Source organism: Pseudomonas sp. RC4D1, assembly GCF_018390395.1.
GTDB lineage: Bacteria > Pseudomonadota > Gammaproteobacteria > Pseudomonadales > Pseudomonadaceae > Aquipseudomonas > Aquipseudomonas danubii.
Genome location: NZ_JAHBAW010000001.1, coordinates 769,646 through 792,290 on the forward strand (window position 1 = coordinate 769,646; position 22,645 = coordinate 792,290).

Genomic DNA, 22,645 nt, shown 5'->3' on the forward strand with positions numbered 1-22,645 from the left:
CCGGGGCGGGTTCAGGCCTGGGCCACCAGATGCACTTCCACGCCGGCTTTTTCCAACGCCGCCTGCAGTGCCGGGCCGGGCTGGCGATCAATCACCAGGCGGTCGATGCGCTCCAGTGGAAATACCTTGAACAGGCCACGGCGCTCCAGCTTCGAGGAGTCGGCGATTACGGTCAGCTGGCGGGCCTGGGCAATCATGGCGCGAGCGACTTCGGCCTCTTCGATGGAGAAGTCCATGGCGCCGTCTTCATTCAGCGCACCGATGGTGATCACCGCGTGTTCGGCGTTGAAGCGGGTGATCTGCTCCAGGGCCAGGGTGCCGACGTTCTGCGTCGAGTCGGGGCGGTATTCGCCGCCGATCATGAACACCCGGTTACCGGATTCGCCCAGGCAGCCGGCGATTGGCAGGGAGTTGGTGATGACCGTCAGGCGCGTGAGCTGGGCCAGTTCCCGGGCGAAGAACAGGGTGGTGGTCCCGGTATCGATAAAGATGCTGTCCCCGGCGCAGAACAGGCCGGCGGCGTAGCGGGCAATGGCGCGCTTCTCCTGGGCGTGTTCGTTCATGCGGGTCTGGAAGGTGTTTTCGTGTTCACCGGTAGGCGGTAGGGCCGCGCCGCCATGGAACTTGGTAACCAGGCCGTTTTCCGCCAGTTCGCTGAGGTCGCGGCGAATGGTTTCCTGGGAGGTGGCGGTAATGCGGGCCAGTTCCTCCACGGAAATTCGCTCCCGCTGGCGCAGGAGTTCGAGAATCTGCTGTCGTCGTTCGTTGGGGCGCATGGGGTTTTCCGTTAGTGGTACTTCGCCACACAAATGGGCAGTTTTTGTTACTTACGCACACATTTTGCACATTTGCATGCAGATTCGGTCAGGTTCGATGGCGAAGTTAAGCATTTAACTGCAGGTTTCACAATCGTGACCGGTCACCCGCTTAGCTAGGCCAGATCAGCTTGTGAAGACTCTGGCGACAGATATTGTGACCGATAATTGAGTGTTTGCAGGTAAAAACAACAACTAATACACATTATGGCATAGGAAATGCCCTGTGTTTGCATACCGGGTCATCGCCCGCCTTGGCGAAGAGATGACCAGCGCTGGCCTCAACAAGAACCTCCCTGGTGGGGGAAACCTATAAATGACGCGCAGAGAGATGAACCCACATGGCTGAATTTGGAAACTACGTCATTTACCTGATCATGCTCGGCGCCGTGGTTGGCGCCCTGTCATCCATCATCAAGCCCGACAGTGGCCTGGGTAAGGAGTTCGTCAACGGTATCCACTCCATTGGTCCGGTCTTTCTGGCCCAGGCCGGGATCATGGTGGCGATTCCCTACCTGTCCCAGGGCATCTCCCATGCGCTGGGGCCGTTCTTCAATGCCCTGGGTTCGGATGTGTCGATCGCGGCGTTGTCGATCATCGCCGTGGACATGGGCGGCTATCAGCTGGCCAATGCCCTGACCGCCAATCGCGACCTGTGGATCACCGCGATGCTGGTGGGCTACACCTCGGGGGCGACCATCGTCTACCTGATCCCGGTGGGCCTGACCATGCTTGAGCGCAAGGACCACAAGTACCTGGCCCTGGGCGCCATGGCCGGGCTGATCAGCATTCCCTTCGCCGTGCTGATGTCGTTGCTGATCATCACCGCTACCCAGTTGCCGGTGCGCGATATCGTCTCCACCAACTCCGAGGCGCTGTACTACCTGTCCCTGGGGTTTGTCGACATGCTCAAGCTGCTGGCGCCGCTGTTCGTGTTCTGCTTCCTGCTGGCGGCGGGACTGCGTTACAGGCCGCGCATGATGGTTGGCGGCTTCCTGGTGTTCGGCAAGATCATGGACGCGGCGATCAAGCTGATCCTGGCCCTGAGCATCGTCGAGCACTTCACCAAGTTCTTCAGCATCAACTTCGGCGGCTGGGGCTTCGACCCGATGTTCGCCGATGAAAAGGAGCTGTTCCGGGCCATCGAGATCGCCGGTTACATCGGCATCATGCTCGCCGGCACCTTCCCCATCTGCTACCTGTTCCAGCGCTACTGCAAAAAGCCCATGGAGCTGCTGGGACGCCAGTTGAACCTGTCCAGCACCGGTGCTGCGGGCTTTGTCATGGTGTTCGCCAACATCATCGCCACCTACCACTTGTTCAAGCACATGACCGCTCGCGACAAAGTGCTGTGCGTGGCCCTGGGGGTCTGTGCCCAGGCGCTGATCGGCGATCACCTGGCGTTTACCGCGAACTTCCAGCCGAGCCTGATCCTGCCTGTGCTCATCGGCAAACTGTTCGGCGGCTTGCTGGCGGTGGCGATTGCCATCCGTATCTCGGTGCCGGCCGCCCAGCGTTATGAGCTGCAAGAGCAGGAACAGGCCGCGGCCTTTGCCCTGCAACCTGCGCGGACCTGAGGGTCCGCTCCACCTATCCCTGAAGTCGAGGTAACGATGCGCAAGATTTTCCTGGCCTGCCCCTACAGCCACTCCGACGCTGAGGTCATCAATGAGCGTTTTCTTCAGTGCAATCGCGTTGCGGCGCAGATACTCGAGGCCGGGCACGCAGTGTTCAGCCAGGTGAGCATGTCCCATCCGATCAACCTGTGCCTGGCCGGCAAGGACAACGCTGCCATCGGCAAGCTCTGGGCACCGGTGGATGCGTTGTACATGGCGATGATGGAAGAGTTGATCGTGCTCGACCTGCCAGGCTGGAGGGACAGCGGCGGGATCAAGCGCGAGATCGAGGTCTTCGAATCGTCCGGGCGGCGGGTCAGCCTGTGGTCCGAGGTCTGCCACGAATTTGCCTGAGTCCCGGGCCGTACCCATCGTCGCCTGCGCCGGGTACGGCCGCCGTTCGAACTGACGACAGCCTGCGCACAAGGTAAACTTGCCCGCCTGCGCAGGAGCAACCATGAACTATCGTCACGCCTTCCACGCCGGCAATCACGCCGACGTCTTCAAACACCTGACCTTGACCCGCCTCATTGCCCTGATGTCGCGCAAGGAGCAGCCGTTCGCCTACCTCGACAGCCACGCCGGCATCGGTCTGTATGACCTCAAGGGCGACCAGGCAAACCGTACCGGCGAGTATTTGGAAGGCATCGCCCGCTTGTGGGGCGAACAGGATCTTCCGGCGCTGACCGCCGACTACATGCAGGTGCTGCACAAGATGAACCCCGATGGCGAGTTGCGTTACTACCCGGGGTCACCGGAATTGGCGCGACGCTTGACCCGCTCCCAGGACCGGGTGCTGCTCAACGAAAAACACCCGGAAGACGGCCTGCTGCTCAAGGACAACATGAAGGGTGATCGTCGGGTGGCGGTGCACCTGGGGGAAGGCTGGCACGTGGCTCGGGCGTTGCTGCCGGTGGCTGAAAAACGTGCGGTGATGCTGATCGACCCGCCTTTCGAGCAGCTCGACGAGATGCAGCGCTGTGCTGCGTCGTTGAAGGAGGCCATTGGCCGCATGCGTCAGACCGTGGCGGCCATCTGGTACCCGGTGAAGGATCAGCGGGCCCTGCGGCGCTTCTACCAGGACCTGGCCGGTACCGGCGCGCCGAAGTTGCTGCGGGTGGAGTTGCTGGTGCATCCGCTGGATACGCCCAACAGCCTCAACGGTTCGGGCCTGGCGATTGCCAATCCGCCTTGGGGGCTGGAGGAGGAGTTGCGCGAGCTGCTGCCGTGGCTGTCGAAGAAACTCGGCCAGACCCAGGGCGGCTGGCAGATGGACTGGTTGATCGCCGAGTAACAGCGCTACATTTCAAGCCTCAAGCCTCAAGCCTCAAGCTGAAAACACAGCGTCTGGAGCTTGAGGCTTGTCGCTTGCGGCGGGTTCAGATCGGGCAGGTCACGCCAGTGCCGCCGATCCCGCAATAGCCTTCGGGATTCTTCGCCAGGTACTGCTGGTGGTACGCCTCGGCGAAATAGACGGTCGGGGCTTCTCCAATTTCAGTGGTGATTTCGCCCAGGCCGGCCTTGGTCAGTTCCGCCTGGAACACGTCCCTGCTGTGCAGCGCCTGCTCCAGCTGGGTCGGGTTGGTGGTGTAGATCACCGAGCGGTACTGGGTGCCAACGTCATTGCCCTGGCGCATGCCCTGGGTCGGGTTGTGCAGTTCCCAGAACATCGCCAGCAGCTCTTTGTAGCTGACTTTCTCGGGCTCATACACCACCAGCACCACTTCGGTATGGCCGGTCAGGCCTGAGCAGACTTCTTCGTAGGTCGGGTTCGGGGTGAAACCGCCGGCATAACCCACGCAGGTGCTGAACACGCCTTCGCGCTGCCAGAAGCGCCGCTCGGCGCCCCAGAAACAGCCCAGGCCGAAGATGGCGAAATCCACATTGCCCGGAAACGGGCCCAGCAGTGGGTTGCCGTTGACGTAGTGTTCTTCAGGCACGGTCATGGGTGTTTCGCGGCCGGGCAGAGCTTGTTCTTTGGTTGGAAGCACGTTTTTGTTCACCAGTATTTCCGAGCGCAAGACCATGTGTCGGTCCTCCAGTCAGGTTGGGGAGTCGTTCAGTCGATAGACACGCAGTTTGCCCGAGTGTTACAGCGCTGTCAGGCAATTGGGCCGCGAGGATAGCGCTTGAGCTTGGCAATCAGCTCGGTGCCGGGAATCGGCCGGTCGAACAGGTAGCCCTGGCCGACGTCGCAGCGATGACGGCGCAGGAATGCCAGTTGCTCGGCGGTCTCGATGCCTTCGGCGACCACCTTGATCTTCAGGTTGTGAGCCATGGCGATCACGGCCGAGGTGATTTCCATGTCGTCCTGGTTGTCGGGGATCTCGTGGATGAAGCTGCGATCGATCTTGATGATATCGATGGGGAATTTCTTCAGGTAGCTCAGGGACGAATAGCCGGTGCCGAAGTCGTCCATGGCCAGGGTCAGGCCAAGTTTTTTCAGCTGTTCTAGCTGTTGGTGAGTGTCGTCGGTGGCTTCCAGCAGCAAGCCCTCTGTTAATTCAAGCTCCAGCAGCGAGGAGGGCAGTTGCTCTTCCTTGAGGATGCTGGCGATGGATGCAACCAGGTCCGGGTCGGAGAACTGCTTGGGCGACAGGTTGATGGCCACATGCAGGTTGCCCAGGCCGGCGGCGGTCAGTTGCTTGCTCATGCGGCAGGCCTGGCGGGCGATCCACTTGCCGATGGGGATGATCAGGCCGGTTTCTTCCGCCACGCTGATGAACTGGTCCGGGCGGATCATGCCCTTTTCCGGGTGGTTCCAGCGCAGCAGCGCTTCCATGCCCAGCAGGCGGCCGCTGCGCAGGCACAGCTTGGGCTGATAGAACACGTCCAGCTCGTTCTGGGTCAGGGCCCGGCGCAGGTTGTTTTCGACGAACAGCTTGTAGCTGGCTTCGGCGTTGAGGGCTTCGGTGAAGACCTGCACCTGGTGCTTGCCGTTGGCCTTGGCCTTGTGCAGCGCCAGGCCGGCGTTGCGCATCAGGGTCTGCGGGTCGCGGCCATGCAGTGGCGCGCTGGCCAGCCCCACGGAGCCGGTGACGCTGATCAGCTGGTTGTCGACGAACATCGGCTTGTCCAGGGTCATCAGCAGTTGGCTGGCGATCTGTTGCCCGGTTTCCAGGTCGGTGTTGTCCAGCAGTACGGCGAATTCGTTACTGGCAAAGCGCGCCAGGCTGCCGCTGGGGCTCAGGCTGTTGCGCAGGCGTCGGGCCAGGCTGATCAGCAGCTTGTCGCCGGTCTGGTGGCCGAGGCTGTCGTTGATCCGCTTGAAGTTGTCGATGTCTACCAGCAGCAGGCTGATCGGGGTATCGCTGTCTCGGGCGAAGCGTTCATCCAGGTTGCGGATGAACGCGGGGCGGTTGCCCAGGTTGGTCAGGTTGTCGGTGTAGGCCAGGCGCTCGATGCGTTGCTGGGCGAGCTTGGTCTGGGTGATGTCTTCGTAGATGCCGATGTAGTGGGTCAGCTCACGATTGTCGCCGTAGACCTTGGAGATCGACAGCTGGCCCCAGTAGGGCTCGAGGTTCTTGCGTCGGCTCTTGAACTCGCCTTGCCAGCTGTTGCTCTTGGCCAAGCTGGAAGGGGCGTCGAACAACAGTTCGCTGAGGTTTTCCAGGGCTGGCAGTTCGGACAGGCGGTGGCCGTGCACCTCTTCGGTGCTGTATTGGGTGATCGCGGTAAAGCTTGGGTTGACGTACTCCACCACGCCGTCGCAGTTGACCAGCAGGAAAGCGTTGGCGCTCTGTTCCACGGCGCGCTGGAACAGGTGCAGGGCGCTGGTGGCGGCGCGTCGGTTGTGATTGTTGATGACTTGGGCGAACTGGTCTGCCAGCTCGCCAGCAAAGGCAATCTCGTCGGACTGCCAGGCCCGGGTCATGCCGGTCTGTTCCAGGCACAGCACGCCGACTACCTGGCCGTCGATGCGGATACTGGCGTCGAGCATGGCATTCACATCCCGTGGCCGCAGGCTTTCGGCCATCTCTCGGGTGCGCGGGTCGCGCATGGCGTTCTGGGCGTCGATGGCGCGGCAGCTGTGCAGGGCTTCCAGGTAATCGGGAAAGCTGCTGGCGTCGATGGACTCCGGCATGCGGTATTCCTGGGGGCCGCGGTGGTAGGCGGCAATCGGCACCAGTAGCTGGTCTTCCAGGTTCCAGATGCTGGCGCAGTCGATCTGGTAGATGTCGCAGGCACTGCGGGTGATCAGCTCGGCAGCTTCCTTCAGGGAGTTGCTGGTGCTGTAGCGCTGGCGGGTCAGGAGCAGGATCAGGTCCTGCTGCGCACGTACCCGTTCCAGATGCTGCAGCTGTTCCTGCTGGGCCCGCTGGTTGAGTTCCAGGGCGATCTGCAGGCGGGTGTTCTGGGTTTCCAGATCCACGGTGGGCATTGGCGAGGCATCGCTGAACAGGCCTTCGACCACCAGCAGGTAGCCGCGCAGCAAGTGCCGGTTGTGTTGTTTGTAGGCTTCCCCCAGTTCCAGGATGCTCAAGGGGCCTTGGCCGGTGTGCAAGGTGTAGCGGATCAGGTAATGGGGGCTGGTACTCAGTTGCTGCTGGATGGCGTCGTGCAACTGATAACGCGCCTCAGGCTCCATCAGGCTGGCATAGGGGGAGCCGACCAGAGCGCAGAGTTCGACGGCGGGCAGGCCGAACTGACGTTCGCAGTTGGGATCGAGAAACAGCAGCGCCCAGCTCGCTTCATTCAGCCGTTCGAAACGCAACATGCCGAGCCGCGAGGGCACAGGCAACTGCGTCACTACCTCGGCCGCCATACGGCTGGCGGCATCGGGTTGGCTTTTCATGGGGAAACTCGCTTCGAAATTGCTGATCGCGCCGGGCTCGCGCCCTCTTTACTGTTGCCTGCGGCAAGGTTGCATCATGCGGCACCGACTGACAAGTAAGATGAAGGCTAAGTGCTATAAACCTGTATCGGCAGGCAGAAGGATTTCTGCAAAGTAACTTTTTTGCTGTTTGGGCTCGAGCAATGACGGGCAATTGGCGACGTTTTTCCGGCAAAAAAAAGCCCCGCCAAATTGACGGGGTTGAGGTACGAGCGTGGCGCTCGGAAAACGTGCGGTACCGGCCCACCCATGACGGGAAGGCCGGTTCGCGAGTTACAGCAGGATGGTGCGGATGTCGGCCAGCAGGTCGCTCAGACGCTTGGTGAAGCGTGCGGCGGCCGCGCCGTTGATCACACGGTGATCGTAGGACAGGGACAGTGGCAGCATCAGCTTCGGCTGGAAGGCCTTGCCGTCCCAGACGGGCTGGATGGTGGCCTTGGAAACACCGAGGATCGCCACTTCCGGCGCGTTGACGATCGGCGTGAAGCCGGTGCCGCCAATGTGCCCGAGGCTGGAGATGGTGAAGCAGGCGCCTTGCATCTCGTCCGCAGAGAGCTTCTTGGTCCGGGCTTTTTCCGCCAGGGAAGCCGCCTCGGCCGCCAGTTGCAGCAGGCTCTTCTGGTCGACGTTCTTGATCACCGGTACCAGCAGGCCATCCGGGGTGTCCACGGCGAAGCCGATGTTCACGTACTTCTTGCGGATGATCGCCTTGCCGCTGGGTGCCAGGGAACTGTTGAAGTCCGGCAGTTCCTTGAGCAGGTGCGCACAGGACTTGAGCAGCAGCGGCAGGATGGTCAGCTTGACGCCGGCCTTCTCGGCCACGGCTTTCTGTGCAACACGGAATGCTTCCAGCTCGGTGATATCGGCCGAGTCGAACTGCGTCACGTGCGGCACGTTCAGCCAGCTGCGGTGCAGGTTGGCGGCGCCGGCCTGCATCAGACGGGTCATCGGCACTTCTTCGATTTCACCGAAGCGGCTGAAGTCCACGACCGGGATCGGCGGGATGCCCGCGCCACCGGTTGCGCCGGCAGCCGGTGCTTCCTTGGCCTTCTGCATCATCGCCTTGACGTAGACCTGAACGTCTTCCTTGAGGATGCGGCCGTGCGGGCCGCTGGCGCTCACGGCGTTCAGCTCGACACCGAATTCGCGGGCCAGTTGGCGCACAGCCGGGCCGGCGTGAACTTTCGCGCCTGGTTTGGCCGGTGCGGCAACTGGAGCGGCAGCGGCAGGCGCGGCGGCGACAGGAGCAGCTTCAGCTTTCGCCGGGGCAGGGGCCGCGGCAGGTGCCGGAGCGGCTGCCGGGGCGGCGCCCTTGACCTTGAGCTTGAGGATCAGGTCGCCGGTACCGACTTCGTCGTCCAGCTTGATCGACACGCTTTCCACGATGCCGGCGGCTGGCGATGGGATTTCCATGCTGGCCTTGTCGGATTCGAGGGTGATCAGCGACTGGTCGGCAACCACGCTGTCGCCGGCCTTGACCAGCACTTCGATGATCTTGGCCTTGCCGGCCGAGCCGATGTCCGGAACGTGAATGTCCTGGACGCTGTCGGCAACTGGCGCAGCTGCAGCAGCGGCTGGCGCAGGCGCGGCGGCAGCCGGAGCGGCGGCCTGGGCTGGTGCGGCAGTGGCAGGAGCCGCAGCACCGGCCACTTTCAGGGCCAGGATCAGGTCGCCAGTGCCCACTTCATCGTTGAGCTTGACGCTGATGCTCTCGACCACGCCGGCAGCCGGCGACGGGATTTCCATGCTGGCCTTGTCGGATTCGAGGGTGATCAGCGACTGATCAGCCTCGACGGTGTCGCCGACCTTGACCTGGATCTCGATGATCTGGGCCTTGCCCGACGAGCCGATATCCGGCACGTGCACCTGCTGTACCGAGGCAGCGGCAGGAGCGGCAGTTGGAGCGGCAGCAGCTGGCGCTGCGGCCGGCTGTGCAGGTGCAGCGGCTGCCGGCGCAGGGGCCGCAGCAGCGGCGCCCTCGACTTCCAGTTCCAGCAGTTCGTCGCCTTCTTTCAGGCGGTCGCCCAGCTTCACTTTCAGGCTTTTGACCACGCCGGACTTCGGCGCAGGGATTTCCATGCTGGCCTTGTCCGACTCGAGGGTCAGGATGCTCTGGTCGGCTTCGATGCGATCGCCGACCTTGACCATCAGTTCGATTACTTCACCTTCACCGCTGCCGATGTCAGGTACGCGAATGAGTTCGCTCACAGAAAGTCTCCTCAGCAGTCCAGTGGGTTGCGTTTTTCCGGGTCGATACCGAACTTGGTGATGGCTTCAGCCACGACCTTGGGTTCGATGTCGCCACGGTCAGCCAAGGCTTCCAGGGCTGCCAACACCACGAAGTGACGGTCTACTTCGAAGAAGTGACGCAGTTTCTTGCGGCTGTCGCTGCGGCCGAAACCGTCGGTGCCCAGGACTTTGAATTCCTTGGACGGCACCCACTGGCGAATCTGTTCGGCAAACAGCTTCATGTAGTCGGTAGAGGCGATGACCGGACCCTTACGGCCGCTCAGGCACTCTTCGACGTAGCTCAGCTTCGGCTTCTGGCCAGGGTGCAGGCGGTTGCTGCGCTCTACGGCCAGGCCGTCGCGACGCAGTTCGTTGAAGCTGGTCACGCTCCAGACGTCAGCGGCGACGTTGAACTCGTCACGCAGGATCTTCGCCGCTTCGCGGACTTCGCGCAGGATGGTGCCGGAGCCCATCAGTTGCACGTGGTGCGCGGCTTCGCGGGTGTCCTCTTCCAGCAGGTACATGCCCTTGATGATGCCTTCCTCGACACCGGCCGGCATGGCTGGCTGCTGGTAGGACTCGTTCATCACGGTGATGTAGTAGAAGACGTCCTGTTGCTCTTCGGTCATCTTCTTCATGCCGTCCTGGATGATCACCGCCAGCTCGTAGCCGTAGGTTGGATCAAAGGTGCGGCAGTTCGGGATGGTCCCGGCCAGCATGTGGCTGTGGCCGTCTTCGTGCTGCAGGCCTTCACCGTTGAGGGTGGTACGGCCGGCGGTACCGCCGATCAGGAAACCGCGGGTACGGCTGTCACCAGCGGCCCAGGCCAGGTCGCCGATACGCTGGAAGCCGAACATCGAGTAGAAGATGTAGAACGGCAGCATCGGCTGGTTGTGGCTGGAGTACGAAGTACCGGCAGCGATGAAGGAGCTCATGGCGCCCGCTTCGTTGATGCCTTCTTCGAGGATCTGGCCCTTCTTGTCTTCGCGGTAGAACATCACCTGGTCTTTATCGACTGGCTCGTAGAGCTGGCCGACGGAGGAGTAGATGCCCAACTGACGGAACATGCCTTCCATACCGAAGGTACGGGCTTCGTCCGGAATGATCGGCACGATGCGCTGGCCGATTTCCTTGTCCTTGACCAACTGCGCGAGGATCCGCACGAAGGCCATGGTGGTGGAGATTTCGCGATCGCCGGAACCGTCGAGGATGGCCTTGAGGGTATCCAGTGGCGGAGTCGGGATGCTGAAGCTCTTGGCGCGACGCTGAGGCACGAAACCGCCCAGTGCGGCACGACGCTCGCTCAGGTAACGGGCTTCGGCGCTGCCTTCTTCAGGCTTGAAGAACGGCAGGTTTTCGATGTCGTCGTCTTTCACCGGAATGTCGAAACGATCGCGGAACAGCTTCAGGCTTTCGACGTCGACTTTCTTGGTGTTGTGCGCGGTGTTCTTCGCTTCGCCGGCGCCGGTGCCATAACCCTTGATGGTCTTGGCCAGGATGACGGTCGGCTGCTCTTTGTGGTTGACCGCCTCGTGGTAGGCCGCATAGACCTTGTACGGGTCGTGGCCGCCACGGTTGAGTTTCCAGATCTCGTCGTCGGACAGATCGGCAACCATCGCCTTGAGTTCAGGGGTATTGAAGAAGTGCTCACGGACGAACGCACCGTCCTTGGCCTTGTAGTTCTGGTACTCGCCGTCGATGACTTCGTCCATGCGGCGTTGCAGGATGCCGTCGACGTCCTTGGCCAGCAGTGGGTCCCAGAAACGGCCCCAGACCACCTTGTTGACGTTCCACTGGGCACCACGGAACACGCCTTCGAGTTCCTGGATGATCTTGCCGTTGCCGCGAACCGGGCCGTCGAGGCGCTGCAGGTTGCAGTTGATGACGAAGATCAGGTTGTCCAGCTTCTCGCGGCCGGCCAGGGAGATCGCGCCCAGGGATTCCGGCTCGTCGCACTCGCCGTCGCCCATGAAGCACCAGACTTTCTGCTTGCCGGCCGGGATGAAGCCGCGGGCTTCCAGGTACTTCATGAAGCGTGCCTGGTAGATCGCCTGGATCGGGCCCAGACCCATGGAAACGGTGGGGAACTGCCAGAAATCAGGCATCAGCCAAGGGTGTGGATAGGACGACAGACCGTTGCCATCCACTTCCTGGCGGAAGTTGTTCATCTGGTCTTCGGTGATGCGGCCTTCCATGAACGCACGGGCGTAGACGCCTGGCGATGCGTGACCCTGGAAGTAGATCAGGTCGCCGCCGTGTTCGTCGGTCGGGGCCTGGAAGAAGTAGTTGAAGCCGATGTCATACAGGGTGGCGCTGGAGGCGAAGCTGGAGATGTGACCGCCCAGGTCAGAATCTTTCAGGTTCGTACGCATGACCATGGCCAACGCGTTCCAACGTACCAGCGAGCGAATGCGGCGTTCCATGAACAGGTCGCCAGGCATGCGTGCTTCGTGGGTGACGGGAATCGTGTTGCGGTATGGCGTGGTGATGGCGTAGGGCAGTTGCGAGCCGCTGCGGGTCGCGAGTTCGCCCATACGGGTCATCAGATAGTGAGCACGGTCTTCGCCTTCTTTGTCGAGAACCGATTCCAGGGCGTCCAGCCATTCCTGGGTTTCGACGGGATCGAGGTCTTGCATGGCTTGCTCCAGGGCGGAAAGGCTTCCAGAATCGGTTGCCTGAGTTTGCGACTGGCCTTGTGGGCAGACGATTATAAATTCTTGGATTGCCGGAGGTTGATCCGGCGGCGTGTAGTTTTACTACAAATCGTCGGCCATTTCAGCCTTTCGAATGTATATACGAGTAGTAAAACTACAGAAGAGCGGCTTATGGCCTCCTGCTGCGTTGTGAGAATAATCGTTACTGTTGGTCGCTGACTAACGGGAATAGGTAATAAATTAATGCCGGCTGCTAAAAAAAACCTATTTTCAGCTATTTCTAACTTTTGTTCGACAGTCCATCAGGCTGCTCGCCCTCGATATTCCTCTCCGCCTGCCTTTTCCACGCCGATCAAGGATAGCCCATGAGTCTGCCCGCGCTTGCCCCAGTCCCCGCGATTCTCCTGCCATTGGTCAGCCGTGCAGAGCAGTCGTTCCGCGCTGCGGTGGCGGCCCTTGAAGGCGGTCCCGATGTTGCGGATTGGAGCGCCGAGCGCTGGGCCGAGTTTGCCCGGGTCAGTGCCGCCAGTGACTTCGTCATTGAACAGAGTCTGCGTGACCCTTTGATGTTGCTGGAGCTGGTGCACTCCGGTGAGCTGGACCGGGCTTTTGCACCGGGTGAGTTGTGCGCGCAGATTGCGGCGGCGGTGCAAGCGGCCGAGACCGATGATCAATTGGGCCGCGTACTGCGCCGCCAGCGCACTCGCCAGCAGGTGCGGATCATCTGGCGCGACCTGAACCGCCAGGCGAATCTGGTGCAAACCTGCCGTGACCTTTCCGACCTGGCCGACGCCTGCATCGACCAGGCCTATCAATGGCTGTATCTGCGTCATACCCAGCAATTTGGCGTGCCCACCGGCGGCCGCAGCGGCGAGCCGCAGCAGATGGTCATCCTCGGCATGGGCAAGCTGGGAGCAGTGGAACTCAACCTGTCGTCGGACATCGACCTGATCTTTGCCTATCCCGAAGGCGGCGAGACGGTGGGGGTCAAGCGTGCCCTGGATAACCAGGAGTTCTTCATCCGTCTGGGGCAGCGTCTGATCAAGGCCCTGGACCCCATGACCGTCGACGGTTTCGTATTCCGGGTCGACATGCGCCTGCGGCCGTACGGCTCAGCCGGTGCCCTGGTGCTGAGTTTCAATGCTCTGGAACAGTACTACCAGGACCAGGGGCGCGACTGGGAACGCTACGCCATGATCAAGGCCCGGGTGGTGGCCGGGGATCAGGTGGCCGGGGCGCAATTGCTGGAGATGCTGCGGCCCTTCGTCTACCGCCGGTACCTGGACTTCTCCGCCATCGAGGCGCTGCGCACCATGAAGCAACTGATCCAGCAGGAAGTCCGGCGCAAGGGCATGGCCGACAATATCAAGCTGGGCTCGGGGGGCATTCGCGAGGTGGAGTTCATCGCCCAGGCCTTCCAGCTGATTCACGGTGGTCGCGACCTGAGCCTGCAGCAGCGTCCTTTATTAAAGGTGCTGGGTACTCTGGAGGGGCAGGGCTATTTGCCGGCCGCGGTGATCAGCGAGTTGCGTGAGGGCTACGAGTTCCTGCGCTACACCGAGCACGCGATCCAGGCCATTGCCGACCGGCAGACGCAGATGTTGCCGGACAATCCCCAGGACCAGGCGCGGATCGCCTTCATGCTCGGCTTTGCCGACTGGAGCGCCTTCCATGAGCAACTGATGTACTGGCGTGGGCGGGTGGAGTGGCACTTCCGCCAGGTGATTGCCGATCCTGATGAAGACGAAGGCGCTGAAAGCGAAGTGGTGGTGGGGGGCGAGTGGCTGCCGTTATGGGAGGAAGCCCAGGACGAGGAGGCCGCCTGCCGGCAGTTGCAGGAGGGTGGTTTCGTCGATGCGCCCAAGGCCCTGCGGGCACTCGCCAGCCTGCGCGGTAGTCCGCAATTGCGGGCCATGCAGCGTCTGGGGCGTGAGCGTCTGGATGCCTTTATTCCACGCCTGCTGGCTCAGGCCGTCGAACACGCCAATCCGGATCTGGTCCTGGAGCGGGTCTTGCCGCTGGTCGAGGCGGTGGCGCGGCGTTCGGCCTATCTGGTGTTGCTCACCGAAAACCCGGGCGCCTTGCGCCGCTTGCTGACCCTGTGCGCGGCCAGTCCGTGGATTGCCGAACAAATCACCCGCTTCCCTCTGTTGCTGGACGAATTGCTCAACGAAGGACGCCTGTTCAAGCCGCCCCTGGCGCCGGAGCTGGCGGCGGAGCTGCGCGAGCGCCTGACGCGGATTCCCGAGGACGACCTGGAACAGCAGATGGAGGCCCTGCGCCACTTCAAACTGGCCCACCGTTTGCGGGTGGCCGCCTCGGAGATCGCTGGCAGCCTGCCTTTAATGAAGGTCAGCGATTACCTGACCTGGCTCGCCGAGGCGATTCTGGAGCAGGTGCTGGCCCTGGCCTGGCGCCAGACCGTGGCCAAGTACGGGGCGCCACAGCGCACTGACGGCACCTTGTGTGACCCGGGATTCATCATCGTCGGCTACGGCAAGGTCGGCGGCATCGAGCTGGGCCACGGTTCCGACCTGGATCTGGTCTTTATCCATGATGGCGATCCGCAAGCGGAAACCGATGGGCCCAAACCCATAGACGGTGCACAGTTCTTCACCCGGCTGGGGCAGCGCATCATCCATCTGCTGACCACTCAGACCAACTCCGGCCAGTTGTATGAAGTGGATATGCGCCTACGGCCGTCCGGTGCTTCGGGGCTGCTGGTGAGTTCCCTGGGGGCTTTTGCCCGCTATCAGGAAAACGAAGCCTGGACCTGGGAGCATCAGGCGCTGGTCCGGGCCCGGGTGCTGGTGGGCAGCCAGGATGTGGGCCAGGCCTTTGAAAAGGTCCGGGCCGCCGTGCTGGGTAAAACCCGCGACCTGCCCAAGTTGCGCCAGGAAGTCAGTGAAATGCGGGCCAAGATGCGTGACAACCTGGGCAGCCGCCTGACCGCCGCCGGAACCGCGGCCAACGCCTTTGAAGCCACGGCGCCGTTCGACCTCAAGCAGGACGCCGGAGGTATCGTCGATATCGAATTTATGGTGCAATACGCGGCCCTGGCGTGGTCCGAAGAGCACCCGTCATTGCTGCGCTACACCGATAACATCCGCATTCTGGAAGGGCTGGAGCAGGTTGGGCTGATGCCGGCGAGCGATGCCAGCCTGCTGCGCGAGGTCTACAAGGCCTACCGTTCCGCGGCTCACCGGCAGGCGTTGCAGAATGAGGCCGGAATCATTAACGGTGATCAATTCGTGACCGAACGACGGGAAGTGTTACGAATTTGGCGCGAGCTGGGGCTAAGCTAGTCGGCATAATGCAGCCGCAATTGTATTCGGCGAGCTGCGAGGCTCGCCCCAACTGAACCGACGGTGAAGGCCGCGGTGCTGGATTCTCGAGGCGGGGGGGCGTATGCCTCCCCGGCTCGTTTATGGAAACCACATGAATATTCTGATCGTTGGGCCCAGTTGGGTCGGTGACATGGTGATGGCGCAGACACTCTTGGAGTGCCTGAAACAGCGTCATCCACAATGCGAGATCGACGTGCTGGCCCCCGAGTGGAGCCGGCCGATCCTGGAGCGCATGCCCCAGGTGCGTCGGGCCTTGAGCTTTCCTCTTGGCCACGGTGTTCTGGAACTGGCGACCCGCCGGCGGATCGGCAAGTCCCTGGCCGGCCAGTACGATCAGGCGATCCTGCTGCCCAATTCGCTGAAGTCGGCCCTGGTGCCGTTCTTCGCAGGCATCCCCAAGCGCACCGGCTGGCGCGGCGAGTTCCGCTACGGCTTGCTCAATGACGTGCGCAAGCTCGACAAAGAGCGTTACCCGCTGATGATCGAGCGCTTCATGGCTCTGGCCTATGAGCCGGGCGCCGAATTGCCCCAGCCGTACCCGCGCCCGAGCCTGCAGATCGATCCGCAAAGCCGCGAGGCGGCCCTGGCCAAGTTTGGCCTGAGCCTGGATCGCCCGGTGCTGGCGCTGTGCCCGGGAGCAGAGTTCGGCGAGGCCAAGCGCTGGCCGTCCGAGCATTACGCACAAGTGGCTGAGGCGAAGATCCGCGAGGGCTGGCAGGTCTGGCTGTTCGGTTCGAAGAACGATCATGCTGTGGGTGAAGAGATTCGCGGGCGACTGATTCCCGGCTTGCGCGAGGAATCGACCAATCTCAGCGGCGAAACCTCCCTGGCCGAGGCCATCGACCTGCTGTCCTGCGCCGATTCGGTAGTGTCCAACGACTCCGGGCTGATGCACGTGGCGGCCGCGCTGAATCGTCCGCTGGTGGCGGTGTACGGCTCCACCTCCCCGGGCTTCACCCCGCCCCTGGCGGATCAGGTCGAAGTAGTGCGCCTGGGGATCGAGTGCAGTCCGTGTTTCGATCGCACTTGTCGCTTCGGTCATTACAACTGCCTGCGCCAGTTGTTGCCGCAGCCGGTGAATGAAGCCTTGCAGCGCTTGCAGGGCTCCCCGGTCGAGGTTCAATAAGTTGCGGGTACTGTTGATCAAGACCTCATCCCTGGGTGATGTGATTCATGCATTGCCGGCGCTGACCGATGCCGCGCGAGCGATCCCGGGGATCACGTTCGACTGGGTGGTGGAAGAAGGCTTCGCCGAGATTCCTTCCTGGCATCCGGCGGTAGGCAAGGTGATTCCGGTGGCGATCCGCCGCTGGCGCAAGAATATCTGGCAGACCATCAAGAGCGGCGAGTGGCGCCGCTTCAAGCAGAGCGTGCGTTCGACCAAGTACGACCTGGTGATCGATGCCCAGGGCCTGCTGAAAAGCGCCTGGCTGACCCGTTACGTGCGCGCCCCGGTGGCGGGGCTGGACAAACACTCGGCCCGTGAGCCCCTGGCTTCGCGTTTCTACTCGCGACGCCTGGCGGTGGCCCGCGGGCAGCACGCCGTGGAGCGGGTGCGCCAGCTGTTCGCCGTGGCCCTGGGCTACGACCTGCCACAGGGCCTGGGCGACTACGGCCTGAATGTCGAAAAACTGGTGGAACTGCCGCGCAAGAATCCCTTCGTGCTGTTCCTGCACGGCACCACCTGGGACACCAAGCACTGGCCTGAGGCCTATTGGCGCGAGCTGACCGAGCGCATGGGCATGCTCGGGGTCGAGGTCAAGCTGCCCTGGGGCAATGCTGTCGAGAAGGCCCGGGCGGAGCGTATTGCCAGTGGCCTGAAAAACGCCACGGTTCTGCCCAAGCTGAACCTGGCCGGGGTCGCCAAGGTGCTGGCCGATGCCCAGGCCTGTGTGGCCGTGGACACCGGGTTGGGCCACCTAGCCGCGGCCCTGGATGTGCCGACCATCTCCTTGTTTGGCCCGACCAATCCGGGTCTGACCGGCGCCTATGGCAAGGTGCAGATTCATCTGGGGAGCAACTTCCCCTGTGCGCCGTGCCTGCAGAAAAAATGCACCTACCAGCCCACTGCTGTGGATCAGCAACGCTATGACATCAAGCGCGAGTGGCCATTGTGCTTCACGCGCCTTAACCCCGAGCGTGTCGCCAGCCGACTGAGCACCTTGTTACTGGCTGAGGAGCCGCGCTGATGCAATTGGCTTTTGTCCTTTATAAGTATTTTCCCTTTGGCGGCCTGCAGCGCGACTTCATGCGCATTGCCCTGGAGTGTCAGCGCCGCGGGCACCAGATCCGCGTCTACACCCTGATCTGGGAAGGTGACGTGCCTCCTGGCTTTGAAGTGCTGGTAGCGCCGGTCAAGGCGCTGTTCAATCATCGTCGCAACGAAAAGCTCAGCGCCTGGATGGCGGCCGACCTGGCCAAGCGTCCGGTGGATCGGCTGATCGGTTTCAACAAGATGCCGGGGCTGGACGTGTACTACGCTGCCGACGGCTGCTTCGAGGACAAGGCGCAGAATCTGCGGCACTCCCTGTACCGTCGCTGGGGTCGCTACCGGCATTTCGCCGAGTACGAGCGGGCGGTGTTCGCCAAGGATGCCAAGACCGAGATCCTGATGATCTCCGAGGTTCAGCAGCCGCTGTTCATCAAGCATTACGACACCCCGCTGGAGCGCTTTCACCTGCTGCCGCCGGGCATTGCCCAGGATCGCCGCGCACCGTCCAACGCGGCCGAGATCCGCGCCGATTTCCGTCGTGAGTTCGCCTTGAAGGACGACGAGCTGCTGCTGGTGCAGATTGGCTCCGGGTTCAAGACCAAGGGCGTGGACCGCAGCCTCAAGGCGCTGGCGGCCCTGCCTTCGGCGCTGAAAAAACGCACCCGACTGTTTGTAATCGGCCAGGACGACCCCAAGGTATTCCAGGTACAAAGTGCCGCATTGGGGGTCAGCGACCAGGTGCAGTTCATGAAGGGGCGCAGTGATATTCCGCGTTTCCTGCTGGGAGCCGACCTGCTGATTCATCCGGCCTACAACGAAAATACCGGCACCGTGCTGCTCGAAGCCCTGGTGGCTGGGCTGCCGGTGCTGGTGAGCGCGGTCTGCGGCTACGCCCATTACATCGCCGAGGCCGAATGCGGCCTGGTGCTGGATGAGCCGTTCGAGCAGGCGCAGCTCAATCAATACCTCACCACCCTGTTGACCGACGACGCTGCACGCGCGACCTGGAGCCGTAATGGCCTGGCGTTCGCCGAGACGGCCGACCTTTACAGCATGCCGCAGCACGCTGCGGATGTGATTCTGGCGGAGCAACACCGATGAAGTTGATGCTTGCCGAACCCTTCAAGAGCCTCTGGGCCGGACGCGATGCGTTCGACGCTGTCGAGGGCCTGAAGGGCCAGGTCTACCGTGAGCTGGAAGCGCGCCGTACCTTGCGTACGGAAGTCGACGGTCGCGGTTATTTCGTGAAGATCCATCGCGGCATTGGCTGGGGCGAGATCGTCAAGAACCTGATCACCGCCAAGCTGCCGGTGCTTGGCGCCGGTCAGGAATGGCGGGCGCTGGAGCGTCTGCATCAGGTAGGCGTGCCGACCATGACTGCCGTGGCCTACGGCGAGCGCGGCAGCAACCCGGCGGACCAGCACTCGTTCATCGTCACCGAGGAGCTGGCGCCCACCGTCAGCCTTGAAGACTTCAGCATCGACTGGGTCAAGCAGCCGCCTGCGCCTGCGCTCAAGCGCGCGCTGATCGCCGAAGTGGCGCGCATGACCGGCATGATGCACCGCGCCGGGGTCAACCACCGCGACTGCTACATCTGCCATTTCCTGTTGCACACCGATCGTCCCATCACGCCTGCGGAGCTGAAACTCTCGGTGATCGACCTGCATCGTGCCCAGACCCGGCCGAGGATCACCCTGCGCTGGCGCAACAAGGACCTGGCCGCCCTGTATTTCTCCGCCCTGGATATCGGCCTGACGCGCCGCGACAAGTTGCGCTTCCTCAAGGGCTATTTCCAGCAGCCGTTGCGGCAGATCCTGGCCGAAGAAGCGGCGCTGCTGTCCTGGCTTGAAGGCAAGGCGGAAAAACTCTACGCACGTAAGCAGCGGTACGGAGACGCACTCTGATGGCGAGTTGGAACCTGGACCCCGCTTATCAGGAGTTGACGCAAGATTTCGGCAGTCTGGACGCGGTATTTGCCCTGCAGGGCGAGCATCTGACCCGGGACCCTCTGTCGGAGGTTATTCGGGTCGAGCGCGGCGGCGTCAATTACTACGTCAAGCGCTATACCGGCGCCGGCAAGAACCTGCGGCGCTACCTGGGCAAGCCCCGGGTCAAGTTCGAATGGCAGAACCTCAAGCGCTTCGCCAAGTGGGGCATTCCCACTGCCGATGTGGTGGCCTGGGGCCTGGAACGTCGCTGCCTGGCCTACTCCCGGGGCGCGATGATCACTCGCGAGCTGCCGCGGACCGAGGACCTGTCGGTGCTGGCCGAGCGCAACGATCCGCGGCTCAAGGATCGGCGCTGGGTCGATGGGGTGAGTCGTCAGTTGGCCGCTTATACCCGGGTCATGCATGACCATCGCTTTACCCACAATGATTTGAAGTGGCGCAACCTGCTGATCGACGATCAGGACCGGTTGTACCTGATCGACTGTCCGAACGGCGATTTCTGGCGTGGTTTCTGGCTCAAGTACCGGATCACCAAGGACCTGGCCTGCCTGGACAAGGTGGCCAAATATCATCTGTCGGCCACTCAGCGCCTGCGTTTCTATCTGCAGTATCGCCAGCGCGATCGCTTGAGTGCCGCCGACAAGGCGCGTATTCGCCACGTGGTGAGATTTTTCGAGGGGCGCGAATGACTGATTTCCTGGCGTCCGAGGAACGTGCGCTACTGGAGCGTAACGGTCTCGGCACTTTTGACCAGTTGTGGGCTACGCAATTGGATGCGGTGGATGAGCCCAATACCAGTCGCGGCGGCAGCAGCAGCGTCTTTCGCCTGGATGTGGAAGGGCAGGGGTTCTATCTCAAGCGGCAGACCAACTACCAGACCCGGACCCTGCATCGGCCTTTCGGCGAACCGAGTTTCGCCCGGGAGTTTCGCAATATCCGGCGTTATCAGCAGTTGGGCATTCCCGCGCTGCAGGCGGTGTTCTTTGGCATGCGCAAGGTCAATGGCGAGTCTCGAGCCATACTCCTGACCCGGGCCCTGGATGGTTGGGACGATCTGGATGCGCTGCTGTCGCGTTGGGATGAACTCAGTGAACTCCAGCGCCAGGCGGTACTCAAGGCCTGCGGGCAATTGGCCCGGCAACTGCACAGCTTGCGTCAGGTCCATGGCTGCTTTTATCCCAAGCATATTTTCCTCCAAGGCCATGGCGAGGGTTACCGGGCGCAGTTGATCGACCTGGAGAAAACTCGGCCCTTGCTGTTCGGTCAGCGCGACCGGGTCAAAGATCTGGAACCTTTACTGCGCCGTGCTTCGGTGTGGAATGCCGACGAAGTGCGCGGCCTGTTGGCGGCCTATCTGGAGCAGCCTCTGGACAGTTCCCTGGTGGGTGCCTGGGCCGCTCGTCTCAGTGCTCGCAGCAGTCATAAGGAATCTCGCTGATGCGTTTGTCCGAGCTGAAAAACAGCGGGCGCAGCCCGACCCTGCCCCTGAGCCTGGAGTTGGCGGACGCTGCCGGCCCGGCGCAGTTGCAGTTGCTGACCCTGTTGCGCGTGCTGCCGGGGCAGCGCTATGTCGGTGCCGGTGTCTGGCGTGGGCGTCCGGTGCTGGCCAAGTTGCTGGTGGGGGCCAAGGCCGCGCGGCATTTTCAGCGGGAATTGCAGGGTGTGCGCCTGCTGGCGGAGCAGGGGCTGACCACGCCGTTGCTGCTGGCGGACGGCTTGCAGGAAGGCGAGGGCGGCTGGTTGCTCTTCGAGTTCCTGGAAGGGGCGCAAAGCCTCGGCGACGCCTGGAAGCAGGTGGAAAAGCTGCCGGTGCTGGCCGATGAGCAGACCGCGGTGTTGGCTGAGGCCCTCGGGGCTATTGCCCAGTTGCACGCCAAGGGCCTGTGGCAGGAAGACCTGCACCTGGACAACCTGTTGCGCCATGACGGCAAGCTGCACCTGATCGATGGCGCGGGGATCTGTGTCGAAGAGGCTGGCAAGCCCCTGTCCCGGCAAAAGGTCCTGGAAAACCTGGGCGTGTTCTTCGCCCAGCTACCCAAGAGCCTGGAACCCTTCACTGAAGAGTTGCTGGTGCATTACCTGCTGAGCAATGCCGAGCACGCCTTGCCCCTGGAGGCCCTGGAGAAGCAGGTGAACAAGGTGCGTGGCTGGCGCCTGCGGGACTTTCTCAACAAGGTTGGCCGTGAGTGCACGCTGTTCAGCGTGCAGCGTGGACCTTTCGCCTTGCGTGCGATTCGCCGTGAGGAAGAGGCCGCGATGCTGCCAGTGTTGGCGCAGGCCGATGCCCTGTTGGATCAGGGACATCTGTACAAGACCGGTGGCGCCGCCAGTGTCGGCCGGGTTGAGGCCGCTGGGCGGACCCTGGTGGTCAAGCGCTACAACATCAAGGGCTTGGCTCATTGGCTCAAGCGTTTCTGGCGCCCGAGCCGGGCCTGGCACTCCTGGCGTGAAGGCAATCGCCTGGAATTCCTGGGGATTGCCACGCCCAGGCCCCTGGCGGTACTGGAGCAGCGTTTTCTCTGGTTGCGCCGTCGGGCCTACCTGGTGACCGAGTACTTGCCGGGGCCTGACATCATTGAGCGTTTTGCACCGTTCGTGGACAGTGGCGAGGCGCCTGAATCGGAGTTGCTGGCGCTGGATCGGCTGTTTGCCCAGTTGATCAGGGAGCGCATCAGTCACGGTGACTTAAAGGGCCACAATCTGTTCTGGCAGGACGATCGCTGGGCCCTGATCGATCTGGATTCCATGTGCCAGCACTCCAGTCTGAGCAGCTTTGCTCCGGCATTTGCCCGAGATCGCGCACGTTTCATGCGCAACTGGCCCGAAAGCAGCAATTTGTATCAAGTGATTGATCGGCGGCTGCCCAAGACCGTCCAGAGCGCCGAGGCCTGACCTGCGACCTATAGCCGCTGCTGCAGGCAGCGGCTGCGGGCCGTGGCGTATGCGGCGCCCGGGCTTGGCGCTTGCCGCTAGAGGCTTGCCCCTGCTT

General features: G+C 62.4%; 16 protein-coding genes. 11 read left to right on the forward strand and 5 right to left on the reverse strand.

Going from position 1 to position 22,645, the window contains the following annotated elements:
- Nucleotides 1–11: 11 nt before the first annotated feature.
- Complete coding sequence (locus KHO49_RS03540; protein ID WP_102862853.1) at nt 12–776, reverse strand: DeoR/GlpR family DNA-binding transcription regulator; 765 nt, start codon at nt 774–776, stop codon at nt 12–14.
- 380 nt (nt 777–1,156) lie between these two features.
- Between KHO49_RS03540 and eutH the strand changes: the two genes are divergently transcribed.
- The 3 genes from eutH (at nt 1,157) to KHO49_RS03555 (ending at nt 3,725) form a co-directional block, all read left to right on the forward strand.
- On the forward strand, nt 1,157–2,392 hold the full coding sequence (gene eutH / locus KHO49_RS03545; RefSeq protein WP_102862854.1) for an ethanolamine utilization protein EutH: 1,236 nt from the start codon (nt 1,157–1,159) through the stop codon (nt 2,390–2,392).
- A 36-nt stretch (nt 2,393–2,428) separates the two neighbouring features.
- Nucleotides 2,429–2,785 (forward strand): DUF1937 family protein, encoded by a 357-nt coding sequence (locus KHO49_RS03550; protein WP_102882047.1) that lies wholly within the window; start codon nt 2,429–2,431, stop codon nt 2,783–2,785.
- A 103-nt stretch (nt 2,786–2,888) separates the two neighbouring features.
- Nucleotides 2,889–3,725: a 23S rRNA (adenine(2030)-N(6))-methyltransferase RlmJ gene (locus tag KHO49_RS03555; protein ID WP_102862856.1), complete on the forward strand. Its 837-nt coding sequence runs from the start codon at nt 2,889–2,891 to the stop codon at nt 3,723–3,725.
- A gap of 85 nt (nt 3,726–3,810) precedes the next feature.
- Here KHO49_RS03555 and msrA read toward each other — a convergent pair whose 3' ends face one another.
- The 4 genes from msrA to aceE form a co-directional block, all read right to left on the reverse strand.
- Nucleotides 3,811–4,458 (reverse strand): peptide-methionine (S)-S-oxide reductase MsrA, encoded by a 648-nt coding sequence (gene msrA / locus KHO49_RS03560; RefSeq protein WP_102882046.1) that lies wholly within the window; start codon nt 4,456–4,458, stop codon nt 3,811–3,813.
- Between the two features lie 74 nt (nt 4,459–4,532).
- Nucleotides 4,533–7,226 (reverse strand): sensor domain-containing phosphodiesterase, encoded by a 2,694-nt coding sequence (locus tag KHO49_RS03565; protein WP_102882045.1) that lies wholly within the window; start codon nt 7,224–7,226, stop codon nt 4,533–4,535.
- A 312-nt stretch (nt 7,227–7,538) separates the two neighbouring features.
- Nucleotides 7,539–9,473, reverse strand: a complete 1,935-nt coding sequence (gene aceF / locus KHO49_RS03570) for a dihydrolipoyllysine-residue acetyltransferase (RefSeq protein ID WP_213664625.1) — start codon at nt 9,471–9,473, stop codon at nt 7,539–7,541.
- Between the two features lie 11 nt (nt 9,474–9,484).
- Nucleotides 9,485–12,130 (reverse strand): pyruvate dehydrogenase (acetyl-transferring), homodimeric type, encoded by a 2,646-nt coding sequence (aceE, locus tag KHO49_RS03575; RefSeq protein ID WP_213664626.1) that lies wholly within the window; start codon nt 12,128–12,130, stop codon nt 9,485–9,487.
- Between the two features lie 383 nt (nt 12,131–12,513).
- On the opposite strand from aceE, the gene glnE reads away from it, so the two are divergent.
- The 8 genes from glnE to KHO49_RS03615 all read left to right on the forward strand — a co-directional run bounded on the left by glnE (nt 12,514) and on the right by KHO49_RS03615 (nt 22,548).
- Complete coding sequence (gene glnE, locus KHO49_RS03580) at nt 12,514–15,453, forward strand: bifunctional [glutamate--ammonia ligase]-adenylyl-L-tyrosine phosphorylase/[glutamate--ammonia-ligase] adenylyltransferase (RefSeq protein ID WP_213664627.1); 2,940 nt, start codon at nt 12,514–12,516, stop codon at nt 15,451–15,453.
- Between the two features lie 133 nt (nt 15,454–15,586).
- Nucleotides 15,587–16,621 carry a lipopolysaccharide heptosyltransferase II gene (gene waaF, locus KHO49_RS03585; RefSeq protein ID WP_102882041.1) on the forward strand — a complete coding sequence of 345 codons (1,035 nt, stop codon included), beginning with the start codon at nt 15,587–15,589 and terminating at the stop codon, nt 16,619–16,621.
- A gap of 1 nt (nt 16,622) precedes the next feature.
- The gene (gene waaC, locus KHO49_RS03590; protein WP_102862862.1) at nt 16,623–17,684 is read left to right on the forward strand and encodes a lipopolysaccharide heptosyltransferase I; all 1,062 of its coding nucleotides are present in this window, start codon (nt 16,623–16,625) and stop codon (nt 17,682–17,684) included.
- Nucleotides 17,684–18,808 (forward strand): glycosyltransferase family 4 protein, encoded by a 1,125-nt coding sequence (locus KHO49_RS03595; protein WP_213664628.1) that lies wholly within the window; start codon nt 17,684–17,686, stop codon nt 18,806–18,808. The genes waaC and KHO49_RS03595 overlap by 1 nt, the downstream gene beginning before the upstream one ends.
- Complete coding sequence (gene rfaP / locus KHO49_RS03600; protein WP_110595420.1) at nt 18,805–19,611, forward strand: lipopolysaccharide core heptose(I) kinase RfaP; 807 nt, start codon at nt 18,805–18,807, stop codon at nt 19,609–19,611. Before KHO49_RS03595 ends, rfaP begins: the two co-directional genes overlap by 4 nt.
- Complete coding sequence (locus KHO49_RS03605) at nt 19,611–20,345, forward strand: lipopolysaccharide kinase InaA family protein (RefSeq protein WP_102862865.1); 735 nt, start codon at nt 19,611–19,613, stop codon at nt 20,343–20,345. Before rfaP ends, KHO49_RS03605 begins: the two co-directional genes overlap by 1 nt.
- The gene (locus KHO49_RS03610; RefSeq protein ID WP_213664629.1) at nt 20,342–21,094 is read left to right on the forward strand and encodes a lipopolysaccharide kinase InaA family protein; all 753 of its coding nucleotides are present in this window, start codon (nt 20,342–20,344) and stop codon (nt 21,092–21,094) included. The genes KHO49_RS03605 and KHO49_RS03610 overlap by 4 nt, the downstream gene beginning before the upstream one ends.
- Nucleotides 21,094–22,548 (forward strand): lipopolysaccharide kinase InaA family protein, encoded by a 1,455-nt coding sequence (locus KHO49_RS03615; RefSeq protein WP_213664630.1) that lies wholly within the window; start codon nt 21,094–21,096, stop codon nt 22,546–22,548. The genes KHO49_RS03610 and KHO49_RS03615 overlap by 1 nt, the downstream gene beginning before the upstream one ends.
- The last annotated feature ends 97 nt before the right edge of the window (nt 22,549–22,645 follow it).